This is a genomic window from Chryseobacterium sp. D764 (genome assembly GCF_019317325.1).
GTDB lineage: Bacteria > Bacteroidota > Bacteroidia > Flavobacteriales > Weeksellaceae > Chryseobacterium.
The window spans coordinates 2,988,661-3,008,913 of record NZ_CP079219.1 but is presented as its reverse complement, the minus strand read 5'-3'; the positions used below and the strand labels follow the sequence as shown (position 1 = coordinate 3,008,913).

Genomic DNA, 20,253 nt, shown 5'->3' with positions numbered 1-20,253 from the left:
CCATTTCGTTCAGAATGACAATTTTGAGGCAGTCTTATTTTTTGTTTACAGAGATCAGATAGTCATACACCATTTGATGCTGGTCATCAGTCAGTTTAGCCTTTGGAGCCATTCTGCTTAAAGTGTTGATCCATCCCTTGTCGTCATGCTTGGTAGGTTCTGGCAGCTTATGACATTTTGTACAGGAATTTTCAAAAATGGTTTTTCCTTGGGTCAACTGCTCAGATGAGGTATACTTCGGCCCTGTTACAGCCACACTTTTTGGTCCGCAGGATACCAGAAATGCTGATGCTGCGATACCTGTTAAGATGAATTTTTTCATATCCTATTTTTGTTTGATGATTACTTCTTCGCAGAAACAATATAATCATAAACCCATTGGTGCTGTTCATCCGTTAGTTTTGCCTTTGGAGCCATAGAATTCATGATTCCTACCCATTGTACAGGATTGTGTGAAGCAGGATCAGGTAACTTATGACATCTTCCACAAGAGTTTTCAAAAATGGTTTTTCCTTGGGCAATCTGCTCCGCAGTAGATGTTGAAGTTCCTGCAGTAGCAGTGGATGTAGCAGCTTTTGGCGTACAGGAAACCAGCAAAATAGCAGTAAACGAAGCCGCAGCGATGAGTTTTTTCATGTTTCTTTTTTTTGAGATATAACAAATGTAATAAATTCCTTAAGCCTTTGATACAGGGCGTTCTAGTTTTAATTTAGAAGAAATAAAAATTGAATTCATGAAGAATCGATAATCCAGAATGAAGACAATTTTTAAATCTTTTGTCTCATCATTATGAGCCGGCTATTGATCATTCCCATTTTAATTATTAATTTTGAATCAATGAAATTTTCTACAGAAGAGCTAATAGAAGGAATACAGTCAGGAAACAAACGCCTGATTGCAAAAGCTATTACATTGGTTGAAAGTAAAAAAGCAGAGCACAGGGTACAGACAGAAGATCTTCTGAAGAAGATTATGCCTTTTACCGGAAACTCTGTGAGAGTAGGAGTAACAGGCGTTCCCGGAGCCGGAAAATCCACCTTTATAGAAAACTTCGGCCGCTTGGTTATTGCACAGGGTAAAAAAGTGGCTGTTTTGGCGATTGATCCCAGTTCTGCGATCAACAAAGGAAGTATTTTAGGGGATAAAACCAGGATGGAAGAACTTGCAAAAGAAGAAAATGCGTTCATACGTCCTTCCCCAAGCTCAGGTTTTCTGGGCGGAGTAGCCAATACTACTTTTGAAACGATGATGATCTGTGAAGCAGCAGGATACGATTATATTTTAATAGAAACAGTGGGTGTAGGGCAGTCAGAAGTCCTTGTTGCTGATATTACTGATGTTTTTTTATTCCTTAAAATCATTGGAGGTGGAGACGAACTTCAGGGAATAAAACGCGGTATCATGGAAATGGTAGACCTTATTTTCATCAATAAAGTAGATCAGGACAATCTCCAGAAAGCAAAAAATACAAGGCTGGAATTAAAAAGAGCTTTAGACTTTATCCCTCCTAAAGAAAAAGGCTGGAAAATTCCGGTTTTATTAGGCTCTGCTCTTCATAACCAAGGATTACAGGAAGTTTATGATACAATCTCTGAATTTATTGATCTGAAGAAGAAAAGCGGACGTTTTGAAGAAATCCGTGTTCAACAGGCAGAGAAACGCTTTGAATATTGGGTTCAGGAATATATTTTATCCCTGATGAAAAAGAGTGATGCGGTAGAAGAAGCTTATCATATGCACAAAAAAAATGCTTCAGCGATGGTTTCCAATCCAAGTACTGAAGCAAAATTATTTGTTGAAAAATTTTTATCGAACGAAAACAGGGATTAAGGTTTCTCTTTTTCCTGTTTTACCTCAGTTTTTGAAACATATCCGTCATAGGAAATCGGCTGTCTGTCGTTACTTCTCATAGAAACGAAAGCTTTACCGTTTTTAAAAATTTCAATATTCACTTCCTCCACATTCCTTACATCATTAGGCTTGAATTTTAAAGTCCATTTTCCTTTTTTATTCTGAATTTTATTGACTGTGAAATCTTTAGAAGTAAATCTATAGCCATTTTCACTAGTGTTTCCATAGGTTGGATTGAATAATCTTCCGAAATATGGCAACACTACTTCCAGTGTATTTTTACTGACATCAATGGTATAATCTCCGTTCAGGTTCAGTATTCTTGTGGCAGTAGCATTAGGCATTGAGTTCATGACATTAATAACGTCATAATTCGTAGGATTGGCTCTTTCTGCATGGAAAGTAAACTCCTGAGAACTTACTAAAGTATCCACTGTTTTTGAGTCTAATGAGCCTTGTGATGCACAGCTCTGAAATAAGAACAGGAATCCAAAAATCATCAGTAAAGAAATATACTTTTTCATAATGAGATAATTATTAAATTTAAACAGCAAAATGTATGCAAATATATTCTTTCTGAAATATTTTGGAATAAAAATTGTTAAGGTTGAATTATTAACACTCAAACTATGAAAGTTACACATCTATTAGGAATGGGAGCTATTGCTCTGTCGGCTGTTGCCTGTACTACAAACCCGATTACTGGAAGATCGTCTTTACAGCTGGCCAACAACTCGGAAATTTTAACAATGTCTTCACAGGAATATAAGACGACATTGTCTAAGGGTAAGGTGATTACCGGTACGGCAGATGCAAAGAGAGTGGTAAATGTAGGAAACAGAATTAAAAGCGCTGCAGAAAGATATTATCAGAGCATAGGAAGATCAGCAGATCTTGCGAGCTACAGCTGGGAATTTAATCTTCTGCAAAGCAGTGAACTGAATGCCTGGTGTATGCCAGGTGGTAAAGTAGCTGTCTATACCGGAATATTACCGGTTACAAAAGATGATAACGGACTTGCAGTAGTACTGGGACATGAGGTTTCCCACGCACTGGCAGGCCACGGAAACGAAAGAATTTCCCAGGCAATGGTAGCCCAGTACGGAGGGGCTATCCTGGGAGGAACAATCTCAAATTCACAATGGGCCAGTGTTTTCCAGAAGGTATATCCTATCGGTTCACAGGTGGCATTATTGAAATACGGAAGAGGTCAGGAGTCAGAAGCTGATGAAATGGGGCTTTATCTGATGTCTATGGCAGGATATGATCCAAGAGCGGCAATCCCTTTCTGGAACAGAATGGAAGCGGCATCTACAGGAGCAAGACAACCAGAATTCTTATCTACCCACCCAAATCCGGAAACAAGAATTTCAGATATCAATAAGGATCTTCCAAAAGCTTTGGAATATTATAAGGCTGCGGGAGGAAAAATATAATTAGAATTTTAATCTTGAATAAGGCCTTATTAAATTTTTAGTAAATTTGGTAAGGCTTTTTTATTTAAACCACCTAAACACAATATTATGAAGAGTTTATCAATTACCGGACTTATACTTTTGGCTGTTTCTGCATTACTTTTCTATTTAACGACTGATTTTGCCGTAGAACAAATAAAAATTTCTCACATTATGGGAATAATGGCAGGAGTAGGAATAGGACTTATCATTGGAGGAATGGTAGGTTATCTAAGTAAAGGAAGCGCTATAAAAGCAGACCAGAAGAAAAAAGAATTCAAACAACTGCAGAAAGACAAAGAAGAGCTTGAAAAACAGGCTGCAGATATTGCAAAACGCCAGGCTGAGCTTGAAGACCAAAATAAAAACCCTCAAATTTAATTTGAGGGTTTTAAGTTGTTATTTCGATATCTGATTAGAATTTATATCCTAAACCTACCATAAACAGGTTAGGTCTGTTATCATATCTGATTTCCGAACCGGAAACTCTGTTGATAAAGTTTCTTTCATCTTTACTGAAAGCGCCTTCATATCTTGCATTTACAATGAGCTTCTTGATTTCTAGCTGTGCCCCAAACTGGTAGCCAACGGTAAAATCATTTTTAGCATTTTCTTTGAAATCGTTGTAAGTATTGTCTTTATTTAAGTTAAAACTTCCAACAGGACCTACAAAAACACCTAGCATATTCCCCAAAAGGTTATATCCTAAAAGAACCGGAACATCTATACGGTTGCTTTTAACATCAAAAGTAGTGTTCTCTGTAGTAAACTCATTTTTGAAATGAGTATAATAGATTTCGGGCATCACAAACAATGAAGTAGGAAGACCCACTTTTAATGAAAGTCCTACATTGAAACCTACATTGTTTTTACCTGTTCCGTCAATGGCATCATTCACTGTTCCTTTAATATTAGACCAGGAAGGAGATCCGGTAGGAAAGATTAAGTTAGCCTTACCTGCCAGTGAAATCTGTGCAGAAGCCCACATTGAAAATCCTATTAACGCTATACTAAGTACCTTTTTCATTATCGTCTATTTTTGTAGTTGTAGTTTCAATCGTTTTATTATTCTCAAGTAAATATTCTCTCAGCTCTTTAAACAGTTCTGAAGAATAAACGAAATCAATCAGATTTTTATTGCCTGCGGTAATCAGGATGTCTTTATTCCCTTCCCATTCTTTGATTCCAAGTCTTAGGTATACAATTTTCTCGCCAATCGTCATTACAGAGTTCATATCGTGAGTATTGATGATGGTGGTCGTATTATATTCTTTGGTGATCTCGTAAAGGAGATCATCAATTATCTTAGAAGTATAAGGATCCAGCCCGGAATTGGGTTCATCACAGAATAGATACTTCGGATTGTTGACAATAGCTCTGGCGATCGCTACCCTTTTCTGCATTCCTCCTGAGATCTCAGAAGGATACTTTCTTTCCGCTTTGTCAAGATGTACTCGTCCTATTACTTCGAAAACCCTTTTCTTTTTTTCTCTGTAGGTAAGATTGGTAAACATATCAAGAGGAAACATGATATTCTCTTCCACAGTTAAGGAATCAAATAATGCACTTCCCTGGAATACGGTTCCGATTTCTGAACGAAGATGCTGTTTTTCTTCCCTGTTCATGGTATTTACATTTCTGCCGTCGAATAAGATTTCTCCTGAAGAGGGCATATAAACATTCAATAAACTCTTTAAAAAAACGGTTTTTCCGGAGCCACTCTGCCCAATGATTAAGTTTACTTTTCCTTTATCAAATGAAGTTGAAATTCCCTTAAGTACTTCAACATCATCAAAACTTTTCTTAAGATCTTTTACCTCAATCATCAGCTTAATATTAATTGGGTTAAAATTAATTCGGAAATGATAATAAATACCATTGTCCATACTACAGCCTGTGTACTGGCTCTACCTACTTCCAGCGATCCTCCTTTTACATTGTATCCGAAATAAGACGGTACAGTAGCAATGATAAACGCAAAAACGATAGTCTTGCTAAATGCATAGTAAATAAATAAATTCGGCATATACATCTGAATCCCAACAATATAGTCGTTTTCCGTCCAGTTTCCTGTTAAAATCCCGGCTATATAGCCTCCTCCAATACCAAATACGATACTGATAGCAATAAGAAGGGGATTAAAAATCATACAGGCGATAATTTTAGGTAGTATCAGAAAATTGGGTGAGTTTACTCCCATAATATCTAATGCATCAATCTGCTCGGAAACCCTCATTGTTCCAATACTGGAAGCAATGTATGAGCCTACTTTTCCTGCCAGAATCAAACTGATAATGGTAGGTGCAAATTCCAGAACCAAAACTGCTTTTGTAGCATATCCTACAAATGAAGGTGGAATAGGAAAAGAAGAAGCATCAAAGTTGTTGAACATCTGAATAGCCACTACAGCTCCAACGAATATGGATGTGAAGATGACAAGTCCGAAAGAATTTACTCCCAAATCATTAATTTCTCTCATGAACAGCTTCCAGAAAACCTTCATTTTCTGAGGTTTCTGCAGGGATTTCCCCAAGAGGATCATGTATTCTCCTACTGCTGTGAAAAACTTTTTTAACATACTGCTAAATTAGACTTTTTTATTTAATTGGGCTAGAGTCGAGAATAAGACTAAAGCCTGGTTTTGTGTTAAAATTATTTCGATATTGAACTGGTCCTGTTCTTTATTTTGCATTTTTATCTCCCCCTATAACCAGAAAAACGGTTTTTAAAGTAATCACAAGATCGAGTACAAAACTCCAGTTTCTTACATAGAAAGTATCGGCCAGAACCCGTTTTTTCATCTCTACTTCCACATCTCCGAAGTCACCGCGTAATCCATTTACCTGTGCTAATCCTGTGATGCCGGGGCTTACCATACTTCTTAAGCTGTATCTTCCGATTTTTGGTTTATAATAATTATCAACGGAAAGCATATGAGGGCGCGGCCCTACTACAGACATTTCCCCCTTCAGTACATTGATAAATTGCGGAAGCTCATCAAGACTTGTTTTTCTTAAAAACTTACCCACTTTGGTAATCCTTGAATCGTTTACTGAGGTGGTTTTGGTTGTGGACTCATCATTTACAACCATTGTTCTGAATTTAAGACAATTGAATACCTCTTCATGAAAACCGTATCTCTTCTGAAGGAAAAATACCGGGCCTTTGGAAGTAGCCTTGATTAAAACGGCAATGATCGGGAATACCCACGAGCAGATAAAAACCAGTATAATAACAGAAAACAAAATATCAAACGTCCTTTTCATTAGAAAATTAGAATAATAATCTAAAGGATATCTTGCCTGATTAAGAACCGGCTGGGTTTGTATATATCCCAGATCATACAGGAAAAAATCACTTTGTGTGATACTCGGAATGAGTGAAATATGAATCTTATTATCTTCTGCCAATTTGAAAATCTCATTCTGAATCCATTCATCATAAGAGTTTTCCATTGATAAAAACAGAGTATGAATCCCGTTCTTTTTCCAGAAAGTAACCAGCTCATTACTATTGATATCAGAATTTTCATATTCAAATATTCTGTATCCGTAGTCTTTACGGTCTGTAAAAATATTTTTCAGGATCTCCGTGGAGTGGCTGTCTCCTAAGAACATCACATTCCTGTAATTGGCTCCAAGGGATCGTAAGTACTTGATTGCAAAATAGATAAAAGACTTTACAAGGAAGATGAAAATAAAAAGATAAAGAGAGAGCCAGTATATATCCGAATTGAAAAATACATTGTTACTTACCTTTCCTATAAGCAGTACGCCAAGTATAAAAAAGAGGAAGTGGATTAAAAGGCGTTCAAGAAACAAGGTATAAGTAAGGTTTCTAGGAATGTTGTATATTTTTGTCCTACCGCTCAGAAGCACCCAGAACAAAAACAACAGAATCAGAGAAAAAATATTCTGATACCAGGTTTCTTTATTGTATTTTAAACTTTCGTTTCTGCTTATAAAAAAGAATATGAAGATAGATGCAATAACCATAAGGTCAAGCAACATAATGATCGATTTCAGGTATCTAGAGTATCGAATTCTCTGCATCTATCGGTATTATAGCGGATAAGCCCAGCTAATTTAAGCTTTTTTACGGGATATTCAGATATTTGTGAGTCTGAACTGAAGCCTGCCATTCCGGATGTTCCAGGATGAAATCTGTGATCTTAGGATACATATCATCTCTTTTGCTCCATTCACTCTGAAGATAAAGCTTGCAGTTTTCAGAAACTTTTGCTGCCTGTTCCTGTGCAAATGTAAAGTCATGCTGATTGAAAATGATAACTTTAAGCTCATGGGCCTTCTGATAGATTTCTTCTTTAGGAAGTCCTGTTTTCTTTGGCGAAAGGGTGATCCAGTCCAGCTGTCCGCTCAGAGGATAAGCTCCCGAAGTTTCGATATGCACTGTACATCCCAGCTCTTTCAATCTGGAAGTCAATATATCCAAGTTCCACATTAGAGGTTCACCACCCGTCAGAACAATTGTTTTACAATGTTTTGCAGCTGTTTCTGCAATTTCTACTGTATTCATCAGAGGATGGAGTTCCGGATCCCAACTTTCTTTTACATCACACCAGTGACATCCTACATCACAACCTCCCAGCCTGATAAAATAAGCGGCTTTTCCGGTGTGTGCTCCTTCTCCCTGTAAAGTGTAAAAATGCTCCATTACAGGGAGCATTTTACCTTCTTTTAATAAAATATCTTCTTCTTTATTCATTTTAAAATTAGTCGTTATAGACCGAAGTTTTGTAAGCAATGATGGTGTTTTTCATCAACATCGCTCTTGTCATTGGGCCTACTCCTCCAGGTACCGGAGTAATCCAGCTTGCTTTAGCTGCACAGCTGTCAAAATCTACATCACCTGCAAGGTAATATCCTTTTGGAGAGTCATTATCTACTCTTGTAATACCCACGTCAACAATTACAGCTCCTTCTTTGATCATATCTCCTTTTAAGAAATGAGGATCTCCCAAAGCGGTAATTACGATGTCTGCTTTTCTTGTATATTCTTCAATGTCTTTTGTATAGGAGTGTGTAAGGGTAACTGTAGAGTTTCCAGGGAAATCTTTTCTACCCATCAGGATACTCATTGGTCTTCCTACAATTTTACTTCTTCCGATAATTACACAGTCTTTCCCTTTAGTTTCAATATTATATCTTTCTAATAATGTTAAAATACCGAAAGGAGTTGCCGGTAAGAAAGTATCCATTTCAAGAGCCATTTTTCCAAAGTTTTCAGGGTGGAAACCATCCACGTCTTTTCTTGGATCAATTGCGTTGATAATTTTTTCCTGATCAATCTGATCTGGTAAAGGCAACTGAACGATAAATCCGTCAACTGCTTTAGATTTATTAAGCTCGTCAATTTTTTCCAATAGTTCAGATTCAGCAACTGTACTAGGAAATTTGATTAAGCTGGATTGAAATCCTACTTCCTCACAGTCTTTTACTTTAGAGTTTACATAGGCTTTGCTTGCTCCATTATTTCCTACAAGAATAGCTACCAAATGGGGTGCTCTTCTTTTGCTTGCGAGAATCTTTTCTACTTCAACCTTGATCTCTGCTTTAATTTCCTTGGATACTTTAAGTCCGTCAAGAATTTCTGCCATTTTTACTTTTTTACTTTATAGATTTACTTTTACTTTCTTTTTACTTACTATTTGTTTTCCTTATAGTAATTGATCAATCCGTTGGTTGAGCTGTCGTGAGTACTTATTGCTTCATTGTTCTCAAGCTCAGGAAGGATTTTGTTGGCTAATACTTTTCCTAACTCCACTCCAAACTGGTCAAAGCTGAAAATATTCCAGATTACTCCCTGAACAAAAATTTTGTGTTCATATAAAGCAATCAGCTGACCTAATGAAAAAGGAGTTAATTCTTTGAATAATATAGAGTTAGTAGGTGTATTTCCGTGGAAGACTTTGAAATTGATCAGTCTGTCTATTTCTTCATCAGATTTCCCTGAATTTCTAAGCTCTTCTTCAACCTCTTCTTCCTGTTTTCCGAAGGCAAGTGCTTCAGTCTGAGCGAAAAAGTTAGCTAATAATTTATCCTGATGATCCGAAACTTTGTTCGGACTCTTTGTATAGGCAATAAAGTCTGCAGGAATCAATTCTGTTCCCTGGTGGATCAATTGATAGAATGCATGCTGACCATTTGTTCCAGGCTCTCCCCAGATGATAGGTCCTGTTTCATATTCTACAAATTCACCGTTTCTGTCCACACATTTTCCGTTACTTTCCATATCTCCCTGCTGAAGATAAGCTGCAAATCTGTCCAGATATTGAGAATAAGGCAAGATAGCATAAGTGGTTGCTGCATAGAAATTACGATACCAGATTCCCAGAAGTCCCATTAATACGGGAACGTTTTCAGAGAAATCAGCAGTCTGGAAATGTTGATCAGTATCAAAAGCTCCTCTTAAAAGCTGCTCGAAGTTGTCATATCCTACAGAAAGAACGATGCTTAATCCAATAGCGCTCCAAAGAGAATATCTTCCGCCTACCCAGTCCCAGAACTCAAAAATATTTTCTTCTGCAATTCCGAACTTCTTAACTTCTTCAATATTAGTAGATAAAGCAACAAAATGCTTTGCTACGTCTTCCTGCTTTCCGGCCTTCAGGAACCAATCCTTTGCTGAATTTGCATTGGTCATTGTTTCCTGAGTCGTAAAGGTTTTGGAAGCAATGATAAATAAAGTGGTTTCAGGATTTAAGTTTTTCACCACTTCTGCGATATGATTTCCGTCCACATTGGAAACAAAATGAACGTTTAATCTTGTTTTGAAATGCTTTAAAGCCGAACAAACCATTACAGGACCCAAATCTGATCCTCCAATACCAATATTTACGACATCCGTGATCTCTCTTCCACTGAAACCTTTATGTTCTCCTGAAATAATTTTCTCAGAAAAAGATTTCATATGATCAAGAACTCTTTTGATCTGTGGTTTGATATTTTCTCCATCCACAAGAATTTCACGGTCTGAAAAATCCCTTAATGCCGTATGCAGAACAGCTCTTCCTTCCGTTTCATTGATTTTATCACCGGAGAACATTCTGGAAATAGCATCTTTTAGCTGGCTTTCTTCGGCCAATTGTAACAAAAGATCCTTCGTTCTGGAATCAATTAAGTTTTTAGAATAATCAAACAAATAGTTGTCCTTTTGCAGGGAAAACTCATTAAAACGGTTCGGATTATACTGGAAAAGAGTTCTAAGATCAAAGTCATTTCCACCGAAGTGTTCGTCAAGCGCTTTCCAGCTGTTAGTTTGTGTTGGATTTATTTTTGATAGCATATTACAGAATTTTTATCGCTCAGAAAATCATGTATCGGATGAAAATAGCTCATAATCCATAATGATTTATTTCTGATGTGCAAATTTACGGAAAAATAAAACCTCAGATAAATTTGAAGATGATAAATAATGATTTTTTAAAGAACAAAGCCTCAGATATTCTCTGAGACTTCATTTTTAGTGTTTATAAAGAATGGTTTATTCTTCCATTTCATTCAGAATCTTTTCCAATTGTCTGGCACTGGGGCCGTAAATATACTTTGTCCATAAGATAATGCTTACTACGACAGAAAAAACGCCTACCAATACTAATAAAATGAGTGATATTTGATATTTATGAGTAATATCAGCTAACGATTCACCCTTTTTCTCCAACATATTAAATGCAAGTAAACCTAAGGTTATTAGAAAATGGGGAAGTAACAAAAAACCAAAAGATTGATATCTCTCCATGTTTAACCTGAGCTCGTGATATATCTTCCACAGGCTGTTTCTTGTGTTTCCAGTATAAAGTTCAACTTGTTTGTAAAATTGATAAAACCCAAATAAATAATAACAGGAGACTACCACCAATAAAGTATAGGATATATAATAAATGGTATATTGTGAAGAAGGAAATTGGAATAGCAGCGGGAAAAAGCCAATAAGCATGATAGAAAGAACCTGCGCAGGAAATTCCTTTTTCATACTCTTTTGAATCTTTTCTATAGGGTGTTTGCTTTCCTTTAATTGTTCTATGTTGTCAGGAATATGGACGTTACCGTCTTCATTATTCCATTGTTCTTTTAATTGATCAAAATTCATAACCTGATTTTTTTATGATTTGTTGTATTTTTTCTTTTGTTCTGTTAAGTTTTACGCGGGCATTGCCTTCGCTGAGTCCTAAATTATTTCCAATTTCTTTGTGTGAAATTCCTTCCATGAAATAAAATATGACTGCTTTTTCTAAAGAATTCAGCTCCTGAACGGCACTGTAGAAAACTTCCAGCTGCCTGTCCTTTGAAGGGTTATAATCTTCCTGCTGAACTTCAAAATGAGCAGGAGCATCTGTATGATTACCGGATCTCTGTTTTTCCTTTTTTAAATAGGTAATAGCAGTATTGATGGCAACCCGATACATCCATGTAGAAAACTCGCTGTTCCCTTTGAAATTCTGATAGGATTTCCAAAGCTGGATAAGAATTTCCTGCTGCAGGTCTTCCCGGTCTTCTACAGAATCTGCGTAGATCCTTGAAGCTTTGTATAAAATGCCCTTGTGCTGGTTGATGAGCTTTAAAAAAGCAGTTTCAGTTGGAGTACTCACAATAGTTTCATGGTTTGGTTAGTGTTATAAACTAGACACAGGTTTTACTGTGTAGCCTTTTGACTGAAGAAGAGGAATAATGCCGTTTTCCCCCATAAGATGAGAGCCGCCCACCGCAAAGAAAGAACTTTCCTTTTTCATCATTTCAGGCATTGTCTTTACCCAGTTTTGATTTCTGTTGGTCAGCATTGCTTTTTCCTGTTGAGCATTCATAAACCTTTCATCCTTAAATAGACTGTAAAGTGACTGTGCATTTTCATTTTTGAAGGCTTCAATCATCTGTCTGAATAATATTTCATATTCATTACCCATTTTAAGCTGTGCGATGGTGCTTTTCAGATCATAAGCTTCATTAATACTTCTCATCTGCTCTTCTACTTTTTCCAGACCCTTAATATTCTTTTTATCTTTTATTGCCTTTTGAAGAAGTTCCATTTCGTAAAGTTTTACTTCGCTCTGAGAACATGGGATTGCTTTGGTGGAAAGCAGTGCATAAAGCGCCTGTGGACTTGAAGAATCTATGCTTTTCAGATCTGTTCCGTAATTGGCGAGAATCGTATTGAGTTCCTTAGCTTCTTCAGGAGAAAGCTGCTCAGATATTTTCTTATCTGTCTTAAACATTTTTTGTAATGACATTATTTCAGTAGGATCTGTATAATTGATTTCCATAACAAAGTTGTCAGATTTCTCAAGAGCTTTTAATACCTTAGGTTTTATTTCAAAATCTTTACTGCATAAGATATGAAAAGTCCCGGTAATATAAGAGGGTTTAGAAAGGCCGTTTCCGGATACTTCCCAAAGCAGGCTATTTTCATTATTTTTATTTGTGTTCTGTGCTTTTGTGGTTATCGTGCTTACAGATAATAAAGCTGCGAATCCAATTTTTACTAAATTTTTCATATTATTAATTTTTTTGATTTTCTGTTCTTTTAAACAGTGGGTAAAGAAGGCATTACAATCGTTACAGTTTTTTTCAAAAAAAATAAAAACCTCCCGAAAACAGGAGGTTGTAAAATCTAAAATTATGATGATAACCAATTGGTTAGTAGAGTTTTTTTTATTGTTGAATCTTCGGTCGTTCAGGTTTTGAAATTTTTCTTTTTCTTAGAAAATAGATCAGCGTAGCTGCAATTAATAGAATAGGCCAGACGTTGATAAGGGCTATTATAATTCTCTGGATCAGATAAAAACCATACACAAAACCATCTTTTGCATCGTAGATGAAATTGTATTTATATTTATTATCAATGCTTGTAGTGTTCGTCACAGCAATTTCAGCAATACGTAACTGAGGTTCTTTGATGTAAATATCAATGGTGCTGTATTTCAGATCGTCTGTCATATTCATACTCGCCAGCTTTTGAAGATTTCCTTCAGACATATTCCCATCATCCAGAGTTACTTTATCTTTATTTGTTTTCAGTTTGCTGATATTGTCAGATGTTTTTTGGTTTCTTTTTCCTTCCAGTTCCGAATATTTGATGTTGGCAGTCACATCCTCTGCATTAATGGATCTTGAATTAAGAAATAACTTGTTTGTATTGATTGCTGTCAATAGTTCACCAAGCTTTTCCGTAGGAATACGTACCTGCATTCTGTTTTCCGACTGATATTTTTTGACAAGCATTGCTTCTTCATTGGATGTGTTATAGGTGTTTTCAGAAACCACATTACTTTGAAGATTACTATTGGTGACAAACCCTCCAAGCTCCTGAACCGATTTTTCAATAGCGATGGTTGCATTATATACATCTTTTACTTCCATACTGACATCTGCTGTCTTGATGAACTGTTTATCCTTTATCTTCATATCGGCAACAGATGAGATGCTGTCTGAAACAATGGCAGAGGCAGAATCTGTTGTAGCGTAAGCATCAAGGTCTGCTGAAGAAACTTCACCCTTTTTACATGAATAAATACCTAATAAAAGAACAGCGGATAGAGATAGTTTAATGTAAGTCGTTTTCATAGCGTTGATTTTTGTTGTTTTCCTTGAGTCAAAGTTCAGTCAGGATCTTTTGTAACGCTTGAAAATCAAAAGTAAAAAGCTTGTAAACGGAATATTCTGTTTTAATTGATTGAAATTAAGTGTTTTGTAAAACAAGGTGCAGTTCCGGTGCTTGCTTTCGGAGCAATTTTTGCTTATCTTTTACAAACCAAAACTACAAACGATCACTATGTCAAATACCTTTTCCAAAATCAGAAACGCAATAGGACTATTCACATCCATAGATTTTGATCAGTTGAGTGCCATTTCTCAAAAAGTGGATCTACCCAAACTGATGCATAATTTCTCAAAACTGGATGATAAACAGCTTTCCGGGCTCATGAAAATGCTTGATCCGGAAAAGAAAAAGAAAGAACTTCCTCCTATTGATGGTGATTTTTATGATATCTACCATACCCTTACTCCTGAACAACGTGAAATTCAGCTTAAAGTAAGAACATTCATGGAAAAAGAAGTAAAACCTTTGGTCAATCATTACTGGCTCAGAGATGAATTCCCATTTGAACTGATCCCGAAATTTCAGAAACTTGATATCTGCGGAGTTACCTATGAAGGCTATGGGTGTCCGGGAATGCCTTTCCTGATGGAAGGAGTCATTGCAATGGAAATGGCGAGAGTGGACGCTTCCATTGCTACATTTTTTGGAGTGCAATCCGGGCTGGCAATGGGTTCTATCTATATATGCGGATCTGAAGAGCAGAAGCAGAAATGGCTTCCACAGATGCAGAAATTTGAAAAAATAGGAGCTTTCGGGCTTACCGAGCCGGAAGTAGGTTCTGGTGCTGCTGGCGGACTTACAGTAACCTGTAAAAAAACACCAGAAGGCTGGGTTCTGAATGGTCAGAAAAAATGGATTGGTAATGCCACTTTTGCTGATATAATAATTATTTGGGCAAGAGATCTGGATAGTGGAGAAGTGAAAGGGTTTATTGTAGAAAAAGATAATCCGGGATATTCTGTAGAAAAGATCAAAGGGAAAATGGCTTTAAGGATTGTCCAGAATGGATTGATTACTTTAAAAGACTGCCTTGTAACCGAAGAGAACCGTCTGCAGAATGCCAATTCTTTTAAAGACACAGGAAAAGTACTGAGAATGACCAGAGCAGGAGTGGCATGGATGGCCACAGGCTGTGCACGCGGAGCTTATGAAAGCGCTTTGGATTATACCCGAAAAAGAGAGCAGTTTGGAAGACCTATTGCTTCGTTCCAGATGATTCAGGGGCATTTGGTAGAAATGCTGTCCAATCTTACGGCGATGCAGACTATGGTGTTCCGGTTGTCCGAAATGCAGGATGAAGGAATTTTAAAAGATGAACATGCTTCTTTAGCTAAAGTTTTCTGTACTCTAAGAACAAGAGATATTGTTTCCAGAGCAAGAGAGGTGATGGGAGGCAACGGAATTCTGCTGGAGTACGATGTAGCCAGATTTGTTGCTGATGCAGAAGCTATTTATTCTTATGAAGGAACAAAAGAAATCAATTCATTGATTGTAGGGCGCTCCATTACAGGCTTTAGTGCTTTTGTATAGGAAGCAGGTAAGATGATAGGTTGTAGTTTTTAGTATGTTTTTAAAATTGATTAAAAACAATAAATTTTATTTGAACACTATAAGAACTGCAACCTATTATCTGCAGCCTTATGAAACTAAATGTTTATATTTTTCCTTGTTGTCAAGAATCATCCAAAGATTGATCAGGAACATTACTCCGGCAATGCCCATTCCCATTGGAGATTTATCCATAGTGAAAACATGAGTGACAATTCCTACCATCACGGGTAAAATAACAATAGCTCCCAGTGCTCTTGTCTTTGGAAAAATAAATAATAATCCGCCAATGACTTCAACGATGCCCACTAATGGCATCAGCCAGCTGATTTCTCCAAAAGCAGCGAAAAGTTTCATTTGCTCAGGAGTGGGTTTCTCCATAGGCATATAATTAAAAAACTTGTTTAATCCGGCATTAATAAACATAAGACCGAATAATAAGCATAAAATGAATTTTATAATTTTCATGATTGATGATTTGATATCAAATGTAAAATAAAAATAGGATATTTTATGATTAATTTAACAAAAAATATTAAATCAATTGTTAATTTGCGTTAATTGATGTTTTTGTATAATTTTATTTTATATCTTTGAAGAACAAACAAAAACTAATAGATCATGCTAAAAAATCTTAAAAAATTAAACCGCACGGATTTAAGAGAAATCCAAGGGGGTGGAGGAGTTGGAAAATGTGATATAGGACCAATTGGTTGTCCATGTAAAATTCCACCAGGAGATCCTTGTTTAGGTGGCCCTGGAGGAACGCCGCCACCTCCGGATTATGGATACTGCCCGGACGTCCAGTCTTATATTCTATGTACAGACACTTGCCCAAATGGAACGAGCCCTTTGTGTCCTCTTTCATAAAAAATAAAAAAAAGACTGTCTTGAAAAAGGCAGTCTTTTTATTTAAAGTTCAAAGTTTAAGCTTTCAAAGTAATTATTTATTACTCATTGCATATTGCTCATTATTCACGATCAGTCCATTTCTTTCAGTGTAATATTCTTGGATATCTTATAGCTTTTCTTCTTCTTGTGAGGTCTTGGTTCTTCTCCCAATAACCTTCCCCAAGGTTTAAGATCGTCTACTCTTTCACAAATAATCTTAATAATAGCAATAGCCGGTATACACAGGAACATTCCTGCAATTCCCCAAAGATGCTCTCCTAAAAGAATACCGATAAAAGAAAATAAAGCATTAATTTTTACCTTGGAACCCACGACAAATGGCAGCACAATATTTCCGTCTACAGCATGAATGGCAATATATCCCAAAGCAACATAAATACACGTTGAAGGAGTGGAAGTTGCAAAAGCTATAAAACAGGAAATTAGAAGTGAAATAAAAATTCCAAGATAGGGAATAACGTTTAGTAGCCCGGTAAGAACTCCTAAAAGAATAGCGTATTTCACTCCCAGAACTGTAAGGAGAACAGATGTTAAAATTGAAACGATAACCACCTGAAGAAAAAGCCCGAAGATATATTTCTTGGTCATGATACGGATCTCATTCACTGCTTCCTGTACGCTTGATTTATGTCTTTCGTTGAAGACGGTAACGATAAAATTATTTAAAAGCCTTCTGTAATTTAAAATAAAGATAAAAAACAGGGTGAAAAATATAATAAAACCGAATCCCGTAGAGAAAATCCCAAAAGTAAATCCTAAAATAGCGCCTGAAGAAGACAGCAGTTTATTCAATCCCTGGTTAATATAGTCTACCTGTTCATCAACTTTTACATTGAATGTTTTGGAAACCCAATGCTGAAGGCCATTGAAAACAGTTGTAAACTGTTCACTGAGATGAGGAAGATCCTTGCTGAAGTCTGATAGCTGATTGGTAAAAAAGTAAATGATCCCGCCTAAAATAATCAACATAATGAACACGGAGGTCATTGTGGACATTGATCTTGGAAATCTTAGCTTTCTTTCCATAAAAGTCGCTGCCGGTAAAAACAGCATAGCCATCAGGAATGCAAGAAAAAACGGAGCTAAAATAGTCTGTCCTAATGCCAGAAGATAGCCAAGACCGATGATAGAAATTACCACAAGTGTAAGCTTGACAAGGAAAGGAAGTCTAAGAAAATTCATAATCTAAAAATCTGCAGTGTGGAATAAAAATAAGAAAACCCTTCTGAATTTAAAAATTTTTTATTCAATCCTTCAGAATTTTCTTCTATTACATCAAATTTTATTCCATGCAGCCAAGAAAAGAATGTATTTATTTATAAAACAGAAACACGCTCTGAATATCAGAACGTGTTTCCTTATTGAGAAGTTAATATGTTATAAATTGTTTTACTCTTCAATGGCGATATCAATGACTTCTTCCATTCTGTTGACGTAATGTACCTTCAGATTTTTTAAATAATCTTTTTTGATCTCTTCTACATCTTTTCTGTTGGCTTCACAAAGGATAACATCTTTAATTCCAGCTCTTGTAGCGGCAAGAAGTTTTTCTTTGATCCCTCCTACAGGAAGTACCTTGCCTCTTAAAGTAATTTCTCCGGTCATCGCAAGGTGGGGTTTTATCTTCTTGTTTTTGAAAGATGAAACCATTGATGTAAGCATTGCAATACCTGCAGATGGTCCATCTTTAGGAGTTGCTCCTTCAGGAACGTGTACGTGAATGTTTTTCTTATCCAGTTCCTCCTGAGGAATTCCCAGTTCATCGTGCTTCGCTTTAATATATTCAAGTGCAATAGTAGCAGATTCTTTCATTACCGTCCCAAGGTTTCCGGTCATCGTTAATGCTCCTTTACCATTGCTTAAAATACTTTCAATATAAAGAATATCTCCTCCTACGCTTGTCCAGGCAAGACCTGTTACAACTCCGGGTACTCCGGTAATTTCTGATAAACTTTTCGGTCTTGGAACTCCAAGAATTTCATCTACTTTATCAACAGAAATTTTTGGATCATATTCTTTTGCCAAGGCAGTCTGTAGCGCTACCCATCTCCCAACGGCAGCAATTCTCTTCTCCAGAGTTCTTACACCGCTTTCCGAAGTGTGGGCTTCTATAATATGCTTAAGCTCTGCATTTCCAAGTTTGAATGATTTTGCATCCAGACCATTTTCCTCCTGCTGTTTCTTGATTAAGTGTCTTTTCGCAATTTCAATCTTTTCCTCCAAAGTATAACCGGCAATCTGAATGATCTCCGTTCTGTCTAAAAGAGGAGTCTGTATCGTTGAAAGAGAATTGGCTGTAGCAATAAACATCACTTTTGACAGGTCGTAACCCATCTCAAGGAAATTATCATAGAAAGACTTATTTTGTTCAGGATCAAGAACTTCCAGTAATGCTGAGCTTGGATCCCCGTGAAGACCTTGCGCAATTTTATCAATCTCATCAAGTACAATTACCGGGTTTGAAGTACCGGATTTTTTGATCGACTGTAAAATTCTTCCTGCCATAGCACCGATATACGTTTTTCTATGTCCGCGGATTTCACTCTCGTCATGAAGACCACCTAAAGATAATCTTACGTATTTTCTTCCTAAAGCATCTGCAATAGACTTTCCTAAAGATGTTTTACCAACTCCTGGAGGTCCTACCAGTAATAGAATAGGAGACTTCATGTTGTTTTTTAATTTTAAAACAGCCATGTGTTCCAGAATTCTTTTCTTGATATCTTCCAGTCCAAAGTGAGCTTTGTCAAGCACTTTTTCTGCTTTTGCAATATCAAAAATATCTTTTGTATACGTTTCCCAAGGCAGGTCTGTAAAGAAATCCAGATAATTTCTCTGTACATTATAGTCCGGAGAATTAGGATTCTGGCGTTGCAGTCTGCCGATTTCCTTCTGGAAATGCTCCTCTACTTCCTTGCTCCATTTTTTTGATTTAGCCTTGGCAAGAAGATCTTCAACATCGCTTTCAGGTCCTCCGCCCAATTCTTCCTGAATGGTTCTGATCTGCTGATTCAGGAAATATTCTCTCTGCTGCTTGTCAAGATCCTTTGATGTTTTCTGATGAATCTGGTTTCTCAATTCCAGCTTTCTGAAATCTTCATGCATCATTTCGTAGCATTGATTAGCTCTTATCATCAGGTTTTTCTCTTCGAGAAGCTTTTGTTTTGCTATTGAAGAAAAATTGGCATTGGTGCAGATGAAATTAAGAAGATCATCATTGTTATTGATGTTTTTGATCGCAAAGTTGGCTGCATTAGGAATATTCGGGTCCAGTTCAATGATCTTTAAAGCAAGATCCTTGATATTCTCGAGCAATGCTTCGTATTCCTCCTGGTTTTTAGGACGTGTATCTTTTAATTTTGATATTTCTGCCCTGAAATAGGGCTGGTTTTCAACGATCTTTTTAATCTTGAATCTATGGAAACCTTTCGTGATTGCTGTAATATTTCCTTCCGGAAGCTTAATGATCTTAATGATCTTTGCCAATGTACCGGTAGCATAAATATCTTTTTCGGCAGGCTGTTCCATATCCGAATTTTTCTGGCTTACAATTCCAATGAAATCTCCGTTCTTCTGTGCTTCCTCAAGAAGCTGTATTGAGGTTTTTCTCCCGGCAGTAATAGGAATTACCACATTGGGAAACATCACCATATTTCTTACGGGAAGTATCGGGAATATTTTTTGTTCGGAATTTTTATCAGTCTCAGCGAAGTCGGAAAGATTGATTTCTTCAGCTACGATATCAAATCCGTCACTGATCATTTCTTCTAAACTAATATCTTCAAATTCTGTCATAGTCAATCGAATGACAAATTGTCATTTTCGTTTTTTATCGTTAAAGGAATTTTTTATAATATGCTCTGAAAACGTGTGG

Annotated in this window: 22 protein-coding genes; 5 read left to right on the top strand and 17 right to left on the bottom strand. The window is 36.6% G+C overall.

What is annotated here, in order from left to right; genetic code table 11:
- Positions 1-34: 34 nt before the first annotated feature.
- Both KYG33_RS13625 and KYG33_RS13620 read right to left on the bottom strand, forming a co-directional pair.
- On the bottom strand, positions 35-322 hold the full coding sequence (locus tag KYG33_RS13625) for a cytochrome C (RefSeq protein ID WP_077419447.1): 288 nt from the start codon (positions 320-322) through the stop codon (positions 35-37).
- 20 nt (positions 323-342) lie between these two features.
- The gene (locus KYG33_RS13620; protein WP_077419448.1) at positions 343-636 is read right to left on the bottom strand and encodes a c-type cytochrome; all 294 of its coding nucleotides are present in this window, start codon (positions 634-636) and stop codon (positions 343-345) included.
- Positions 637-837: 201 nt separating this feature from the next.
- Between KYG33_RS13620 and meaB the strand changes: the two genes are divergently transcribed.
- Entirely contained in the window at positions 838-1,830 is a 993-nt protein-coding gene (gene meaB, locus KYG33_RS13615; protein ID WP_219071917.1) for a methylmalonyl Co-A mutase-associated GTPase MeaB, read from the top strand.
- On the opposite strand, the gene KYG33_RS13610 is transcribed toward meaB, so the two are convergent.
- On the bottom strand, positions 1,827-2,375 hold the full coding sequence (locus KYG33_RS13610; protein ID WP_077419449.1) for a DUF4251 domain-containing protein: 549 nt from the start codon (positions 2,373-2,375) through the stop codon (positions 1,827-1,829). The genes meaB and KYG33_RS13610 overlap by 4 nt on opposite strands.
- 105 nt (positions 2,376-2,480) lie before the next feature.
- Here KYG33_RS13610 and KYG33_RS13605 point away from each other — a divergent pair, with 105 nt between their 5' ends.
- Both KYG33_RS13605 and KYG33_RS13600 read left to right on the top strand, forming a co-directional pair.
- Entirely contained in the window at positions 2,481-3,287 is an 807-nt protein-coding gene (locus KYG33_RS13605) for a M48 family metallopeptidase (RefSeq protein ID WP_047381756.1), read from the top strand.
- Positions 3,288-3,374: 87 nt separating this feature from the next.
- Positions 3,375-3,686: a hypothetical protein gene (locus KYG33_RS13600; RefSeq protein ID WP_077419450.1), complete on the top strand. Its 312-nt coding sequence runs from the start codon at positions 3,375-3,377 to the stop codon at positions 3,684-3,686.
- Positions 3,687-3,720: 34 nt separating this feature from the next.
- Here the strand turns inward: KYG33_RS13600 and KYG33_RS13595 are convergent, their stop codons facing one another.
- The 11 genes from KYG33_RS13595 to KYG33_RS13545 all read right to left on the bottom strand — a co-directional run bounded on the left by KYG33_RS13595 (position 3,721) and on the right by KYG33_RS13545 (position 13,882).
- Positions 3,721-4,332, bottom strand: coding sequence for an outer membrane beta-barrel protein (locus KYG33_RS13595; protein ID WP_047377301.1), 612 nt, complete (start codon positions 4,330-4,332; stop codon positions 3,721-3,723).
- Positions 4,316-5,131: an ABC transporter ATP-binding protein gene (locus tag KYG33_RS13590; protein ID WP_047381751.1), complete on the bottom strand. Its 816-nt coding sequence runs from the start codon at positions 5,129-5,131 to the stop codon at positions 4,316-4,318. Before KYG33_RS13590 ends, KYG33_RS13595 begins: the two co-directional genes overlap by 17 nt.
- Complete coding sequence (locus tag KYG33_RS13585; RefSeq protein WP_077419451.1) at positions 5,131-5,883, bottom strand: MlaE family ABC transporter permease; 753 nt, start codon at positions 5,881-5,883, stop codon at positions 5,131-5,133. The genes KYG33_RS13590 and KYG33_RS13585 overlap by 1 nt, the downstream gene beginning before the upstream one ends.
- A gap of 103 nt (positions 5,884-5,986) precedes the next feature.
- Positions 5,987-7,357, bottom strand: coding sequence for an exopolysaccharide biosynthesis polyprenyl glycosylphosphotransferase (locus KYG33_RS13580; protein WP_219071916.1), 1,371 nt, complete (start codon positions 7,355-7,357; stop codon positions 5,987-5,989).
- Positions 7,358-7,400: 43 nt separating this feature from the next.
- The gene (locus tag KYG33_RS13575) at positions 7,401-8,030 is read right to left on the bottom strand and encodes a 7-carboxy-7-deazaguanine synthase QueE (protein WP_077419453.1); all 630 of its coding nucleotides are present in this window, start codon (positions 8,028-8,030) and stop codon (positions 7,401-7,403) included.
- Between the two features lie 7 nt (positions 8,031-8,037).
- Entirely contained in the window at positions 8,038-8,922 is an 885-nt protein-coding gene (locus KYG33_RS13570; RefSeq protein WP_077419454.1) for a bifunctional 5,10-methylenetetrahydrofolate dehydrogenase/5,10-methenyltetrahydrofolate cyclohydrolase, read from the bottom strand.
- Positions 8,923-8,969: 47 nt separating this feature from the next.
- Positions 8,970-10,610 (bottom strand): glucose-6-phosphate isomerase, encoded by a 1,641-nt coding sequence (pgi, locus tag KYG33_RS13565; protein ID WP_219071915.1) that lies wholly within the window; start codon positions 10,608-10,610, stop codon positions 8,970-8,972.
- Positions 10,611-10,808: 198 nt separating this feature from the next.
- A complete protein-coding gene (locus tag KYG33_RS13560; protein ID WP_219071914.1) occupies positions 10,809-11,414 on the bottom strand; it encodes a hypothetical protein in 606 nt (201 codons plus the stop codon).
- On the bottom strand, positions 11,404-11,838 hold the full coding sequence (locus KYG33_RS13555; protein WP_411267050.1) for an RNA polymerase sigma factor: 435 nt from the start codon (positions 11,836-11,838) through the stop codon (positions 11,404-11,406). The genes KYG33_RS13560 and KYG33_RS13555 overlap by 11 nt, the downstream gene beginning before the upstream one ends.
- Before the next feature lie 99 nt (positions 11,839-11,937).
- Positions 11,938-12,813 carry a TraB/GumN family protein gene (locus KYG33_RS13550; RefSeq protein ID WP_219071912.1) on the bottom strand — a complete coding sequence of 292 codons (876 nt, stop codon included), beginning with the start codon at positions 12,811-12,813 and terminating at the stop codon, positions 11,938-11,940.
- A 157-nt stretch (positions 12,814-12,970) separates the two neighbouring features.
- The gene (locus KYG33_RS13545) at positions 12,971-13,882 is read right to left on the bottom strand and encodes a DUF4349 domain-containing protein (protein ID WP_219071911.1); all 912 of its coding nucleotides are present in this window, start codon (positions 13,880-13,882) and stop codon (positions 12,971-12,973) included.
- Positions 13,883-14,090: 208 nt separating this feature from the next.
- Here KYG33_RS13545 and KYG33_RS13540 point away from each other — a divergent pair, with 208 nt between their 5' ends.
- The gene (locus KYG33_RS13540; RefSeq protein ID WP_077419460.1) at positions 14,091-15,449 is read left to right on the top strand and encodes an acyl-CoA dehydrogenase family protein; all 1,359 of its coding nucleotides are present in this window, start codon (positions 14,091-14,093) and stop codon (positions 15,447-15,449) included.
- A 108-nt stretch (positions 15,450-15,557) separates the two neighbouring features.
- Here the strand turns inward: KYG33_RS13540 and KYG33_RS13535 are convergent, their stop codons facing one another.
- On the bottom strand, positions 15,558-15,935 hold the full coding sequence (locus KYG33_RS13535) for a DoxX family protein (protein ID WP_077419461.1): 378 nt from the start codon (positions 15,933-15,935) through the stop codon (positions 15,558-15,560).
- Positions 15,936-16,088: 153 nt separating this feature from the next.
- Here KYG33_RS13535 and KYG33_RS13530 point away from each other — a divergent pair, with 153 nt between their 5' ends.
- Positions 16,089-16,337 carry a bacteriocin-like protein gene (locus KYG33_RS13530; RefSeq protein WP_077419462.1) on the top strand — a complete coding sequence of 83 codons (249 nt, stop codon included), beginning with the start codon at positions 16,089-16,091 and terminating at the stop codon, positions 16,335-16,337.
- Between the two features lie 111 nt (positions 16,338-16,448).
- On the opposite strand, the gene KYG33_RS13525 is transcribed toward KYG33_RS13530, so the two are convergent.
- Together KYG33_RS13525 and lon are read right to left on the bottom strand one after the other, a co-directional pair.
- Entirely contained in the window at positions 16,449-17,561 is a 1,113-nt protein-coding gene (locus tag KYG33_RS13525) for an AI-2E family transporter (protein ID WP_077419463.1), read from the bottom strand.
- Between the two features lie 207 nt (positions 17,562-17,768).
- The gene (lon, locus tag KYG33_RS13520; protein ID WP_219071910.1) at positions 17,769-20,174 is read right to left on the bottom strand and encodes an endopeptidase La; all 2,406 of its coding nucleotides are present in this window, start codon (positions 20,172-20,174) and stop codon (positions 17,769-17,771) included.
- Positions 20,175-20,253: the final 79 nt, after the last annotated feature.

Excerpts from the sequence above, each read along its gene's own strand:
- KYG33_RS13625 (WP_077419447.1), bottom strand. The coding sequence starts at position 322 with ATGAAAAAATTCATCTTAACAGGTATCGCAGCATCAGCATTTCTGGTA.
- KYG33_RS13620 (WP_077419448.1), bottom strand. The coding sequence starts at position 636 with ATGAAAAAACTCATCGCTGCGGCTTCGTTTACTGCTATTTTGCTGGTT.
- meaB (WP_219071917.1), top strand. The coding sequence starts at position 838 with ATGAAATTTTCTACAGAAGAGCTAATAGAAGGAATACAGTCAGGAAAC.
- KYG33_RS13610 (WP_077419449.1), bottom strand. The coding sequence starts at position 2,375 with ATGAAAAAGTATATTTCTTTACTGATGATTTTTGGATTCCTGTTCTTA.
- KYG33_RS13605 (WP_047381756.1), top strand. The coding sequence starts at position 2,481 with ATGAAAGTTACACATCTATTAGGAATGGGAGCTATTGCTCTGTCGGCT.
- KYG33_RS13600 (WP_077419450.1), top strand. The coding sequence starts at position 3,375 with ATGAAGAGTTTATCAATTACCGGACTTATACTTTTGGCTGTTTCTGCA.
- KYG33_RS13595 (WP_047377301.1), bottom strand. The coding sequence starts at position 4,332 with ATGAAAAAGGTACTTAGTATAGCGTTAATAGGATTTTCAATGTGGGCT.
- KYG33_RS13590 (WP_047381751.1), bottom strand. The coding sequence starts at position 5,131 with ATGATTGAGGTAAAAGATCTTAAGAAAAGTTTTGATGATGTTGAAGTA.
- KYG33_RS13585 (WP_077419451.1), bottom strand. The coding sequence starts at position 5,883 with ATGTTAAAAAAGTTTTTCACAGCAGTAGGAGAATACATGATCCTCTTG.
- KYG33_RS13580 (WP_219071916.1), bottom strand. The coding sequence starts at position 7,357 with ATGCAGAGAATTCGATACTCTAGATACCTGAAATCGATCATTATGTTG.
- KYG33_RS13575 (WP_077419453.1), bottom strand. The coding sequence starts at position 8,030 with ATGAATAAAGAAGAAGATATTTTATTAAAAGAAGGTAAAATGCTCCCT.
- KYG33_RS13570 (WP_077419454.1), bottom strand. The coding sequence starts at position 8,922 with ATGGCAGAAATTCTTGACGGACTTAAAGTATCCAAGGAAATTAAAGCA.
- pgi (WP_219071915.1), bottom strand. The coding sequence starts at position 10,610 with ATGCTATCAAAAATAAATCCAACACAAACTAACAGCTGGAAAGCGCTT.
- KYG33_RS13560 (WP_219071914.1), bottom strand. The coding sequence starts at position 11,414 with ATGAATTTTGATCAATTAAAAGAACAATGGAATAATGAAGACGGTAAC.
- KYG33_RS13550 (WP_219071912.1), bottom strand. The coding sequence starts at position 12,813 with ATGAAAAATTTAGTAAAAATTGGATTCGCAGCTTTATTATCTGTAAGC.
- KYG33_RS13545 (WP_219071911.1), bottom strand. The coding sequence starts at position 13,882 with ATGAAAACGACTTACATTAAACTATCTCTATCCGCTGTTCTTTTATTA.
- KYG33_RS13540 (WP_077419460.1), top strand. The coding sequence starts at position 14,091 with ATGTCAAATACCTTTTCCAAAATCAGAAACGCAATAGGACTATTCACA.
- KYG33_RS13535 (WP_077419461.1), bottom strand. The coding sequence starts at position 15,935 with ATGAAAATTATAAAATTCATTTTATGCTTATTATTCGGTCTTATGTTT.
- KYG33_RS13530 (WP_077419462.1), top strand. The coding sequence starts at position 16,089 with ATGCTAAAAAATCTTAAAAAATTAAACCGCACGGATTTAAGAGAAATC.
- KYG33_RS13525 (WP_077419463.1), bottom strand. The coding sequence starts at position 17,561 with ATGAATTTTCTTAGACTTCCTTTCCTTGTCAAGCTTACACTTGTGGTA.
- lon (WP_219071910.1), bottom strand. The coding sequence starts at position 20,174 with ATGACAGAATTTGAAGATATTAGTTTAGAAGAAATGATCAGTGACGGA.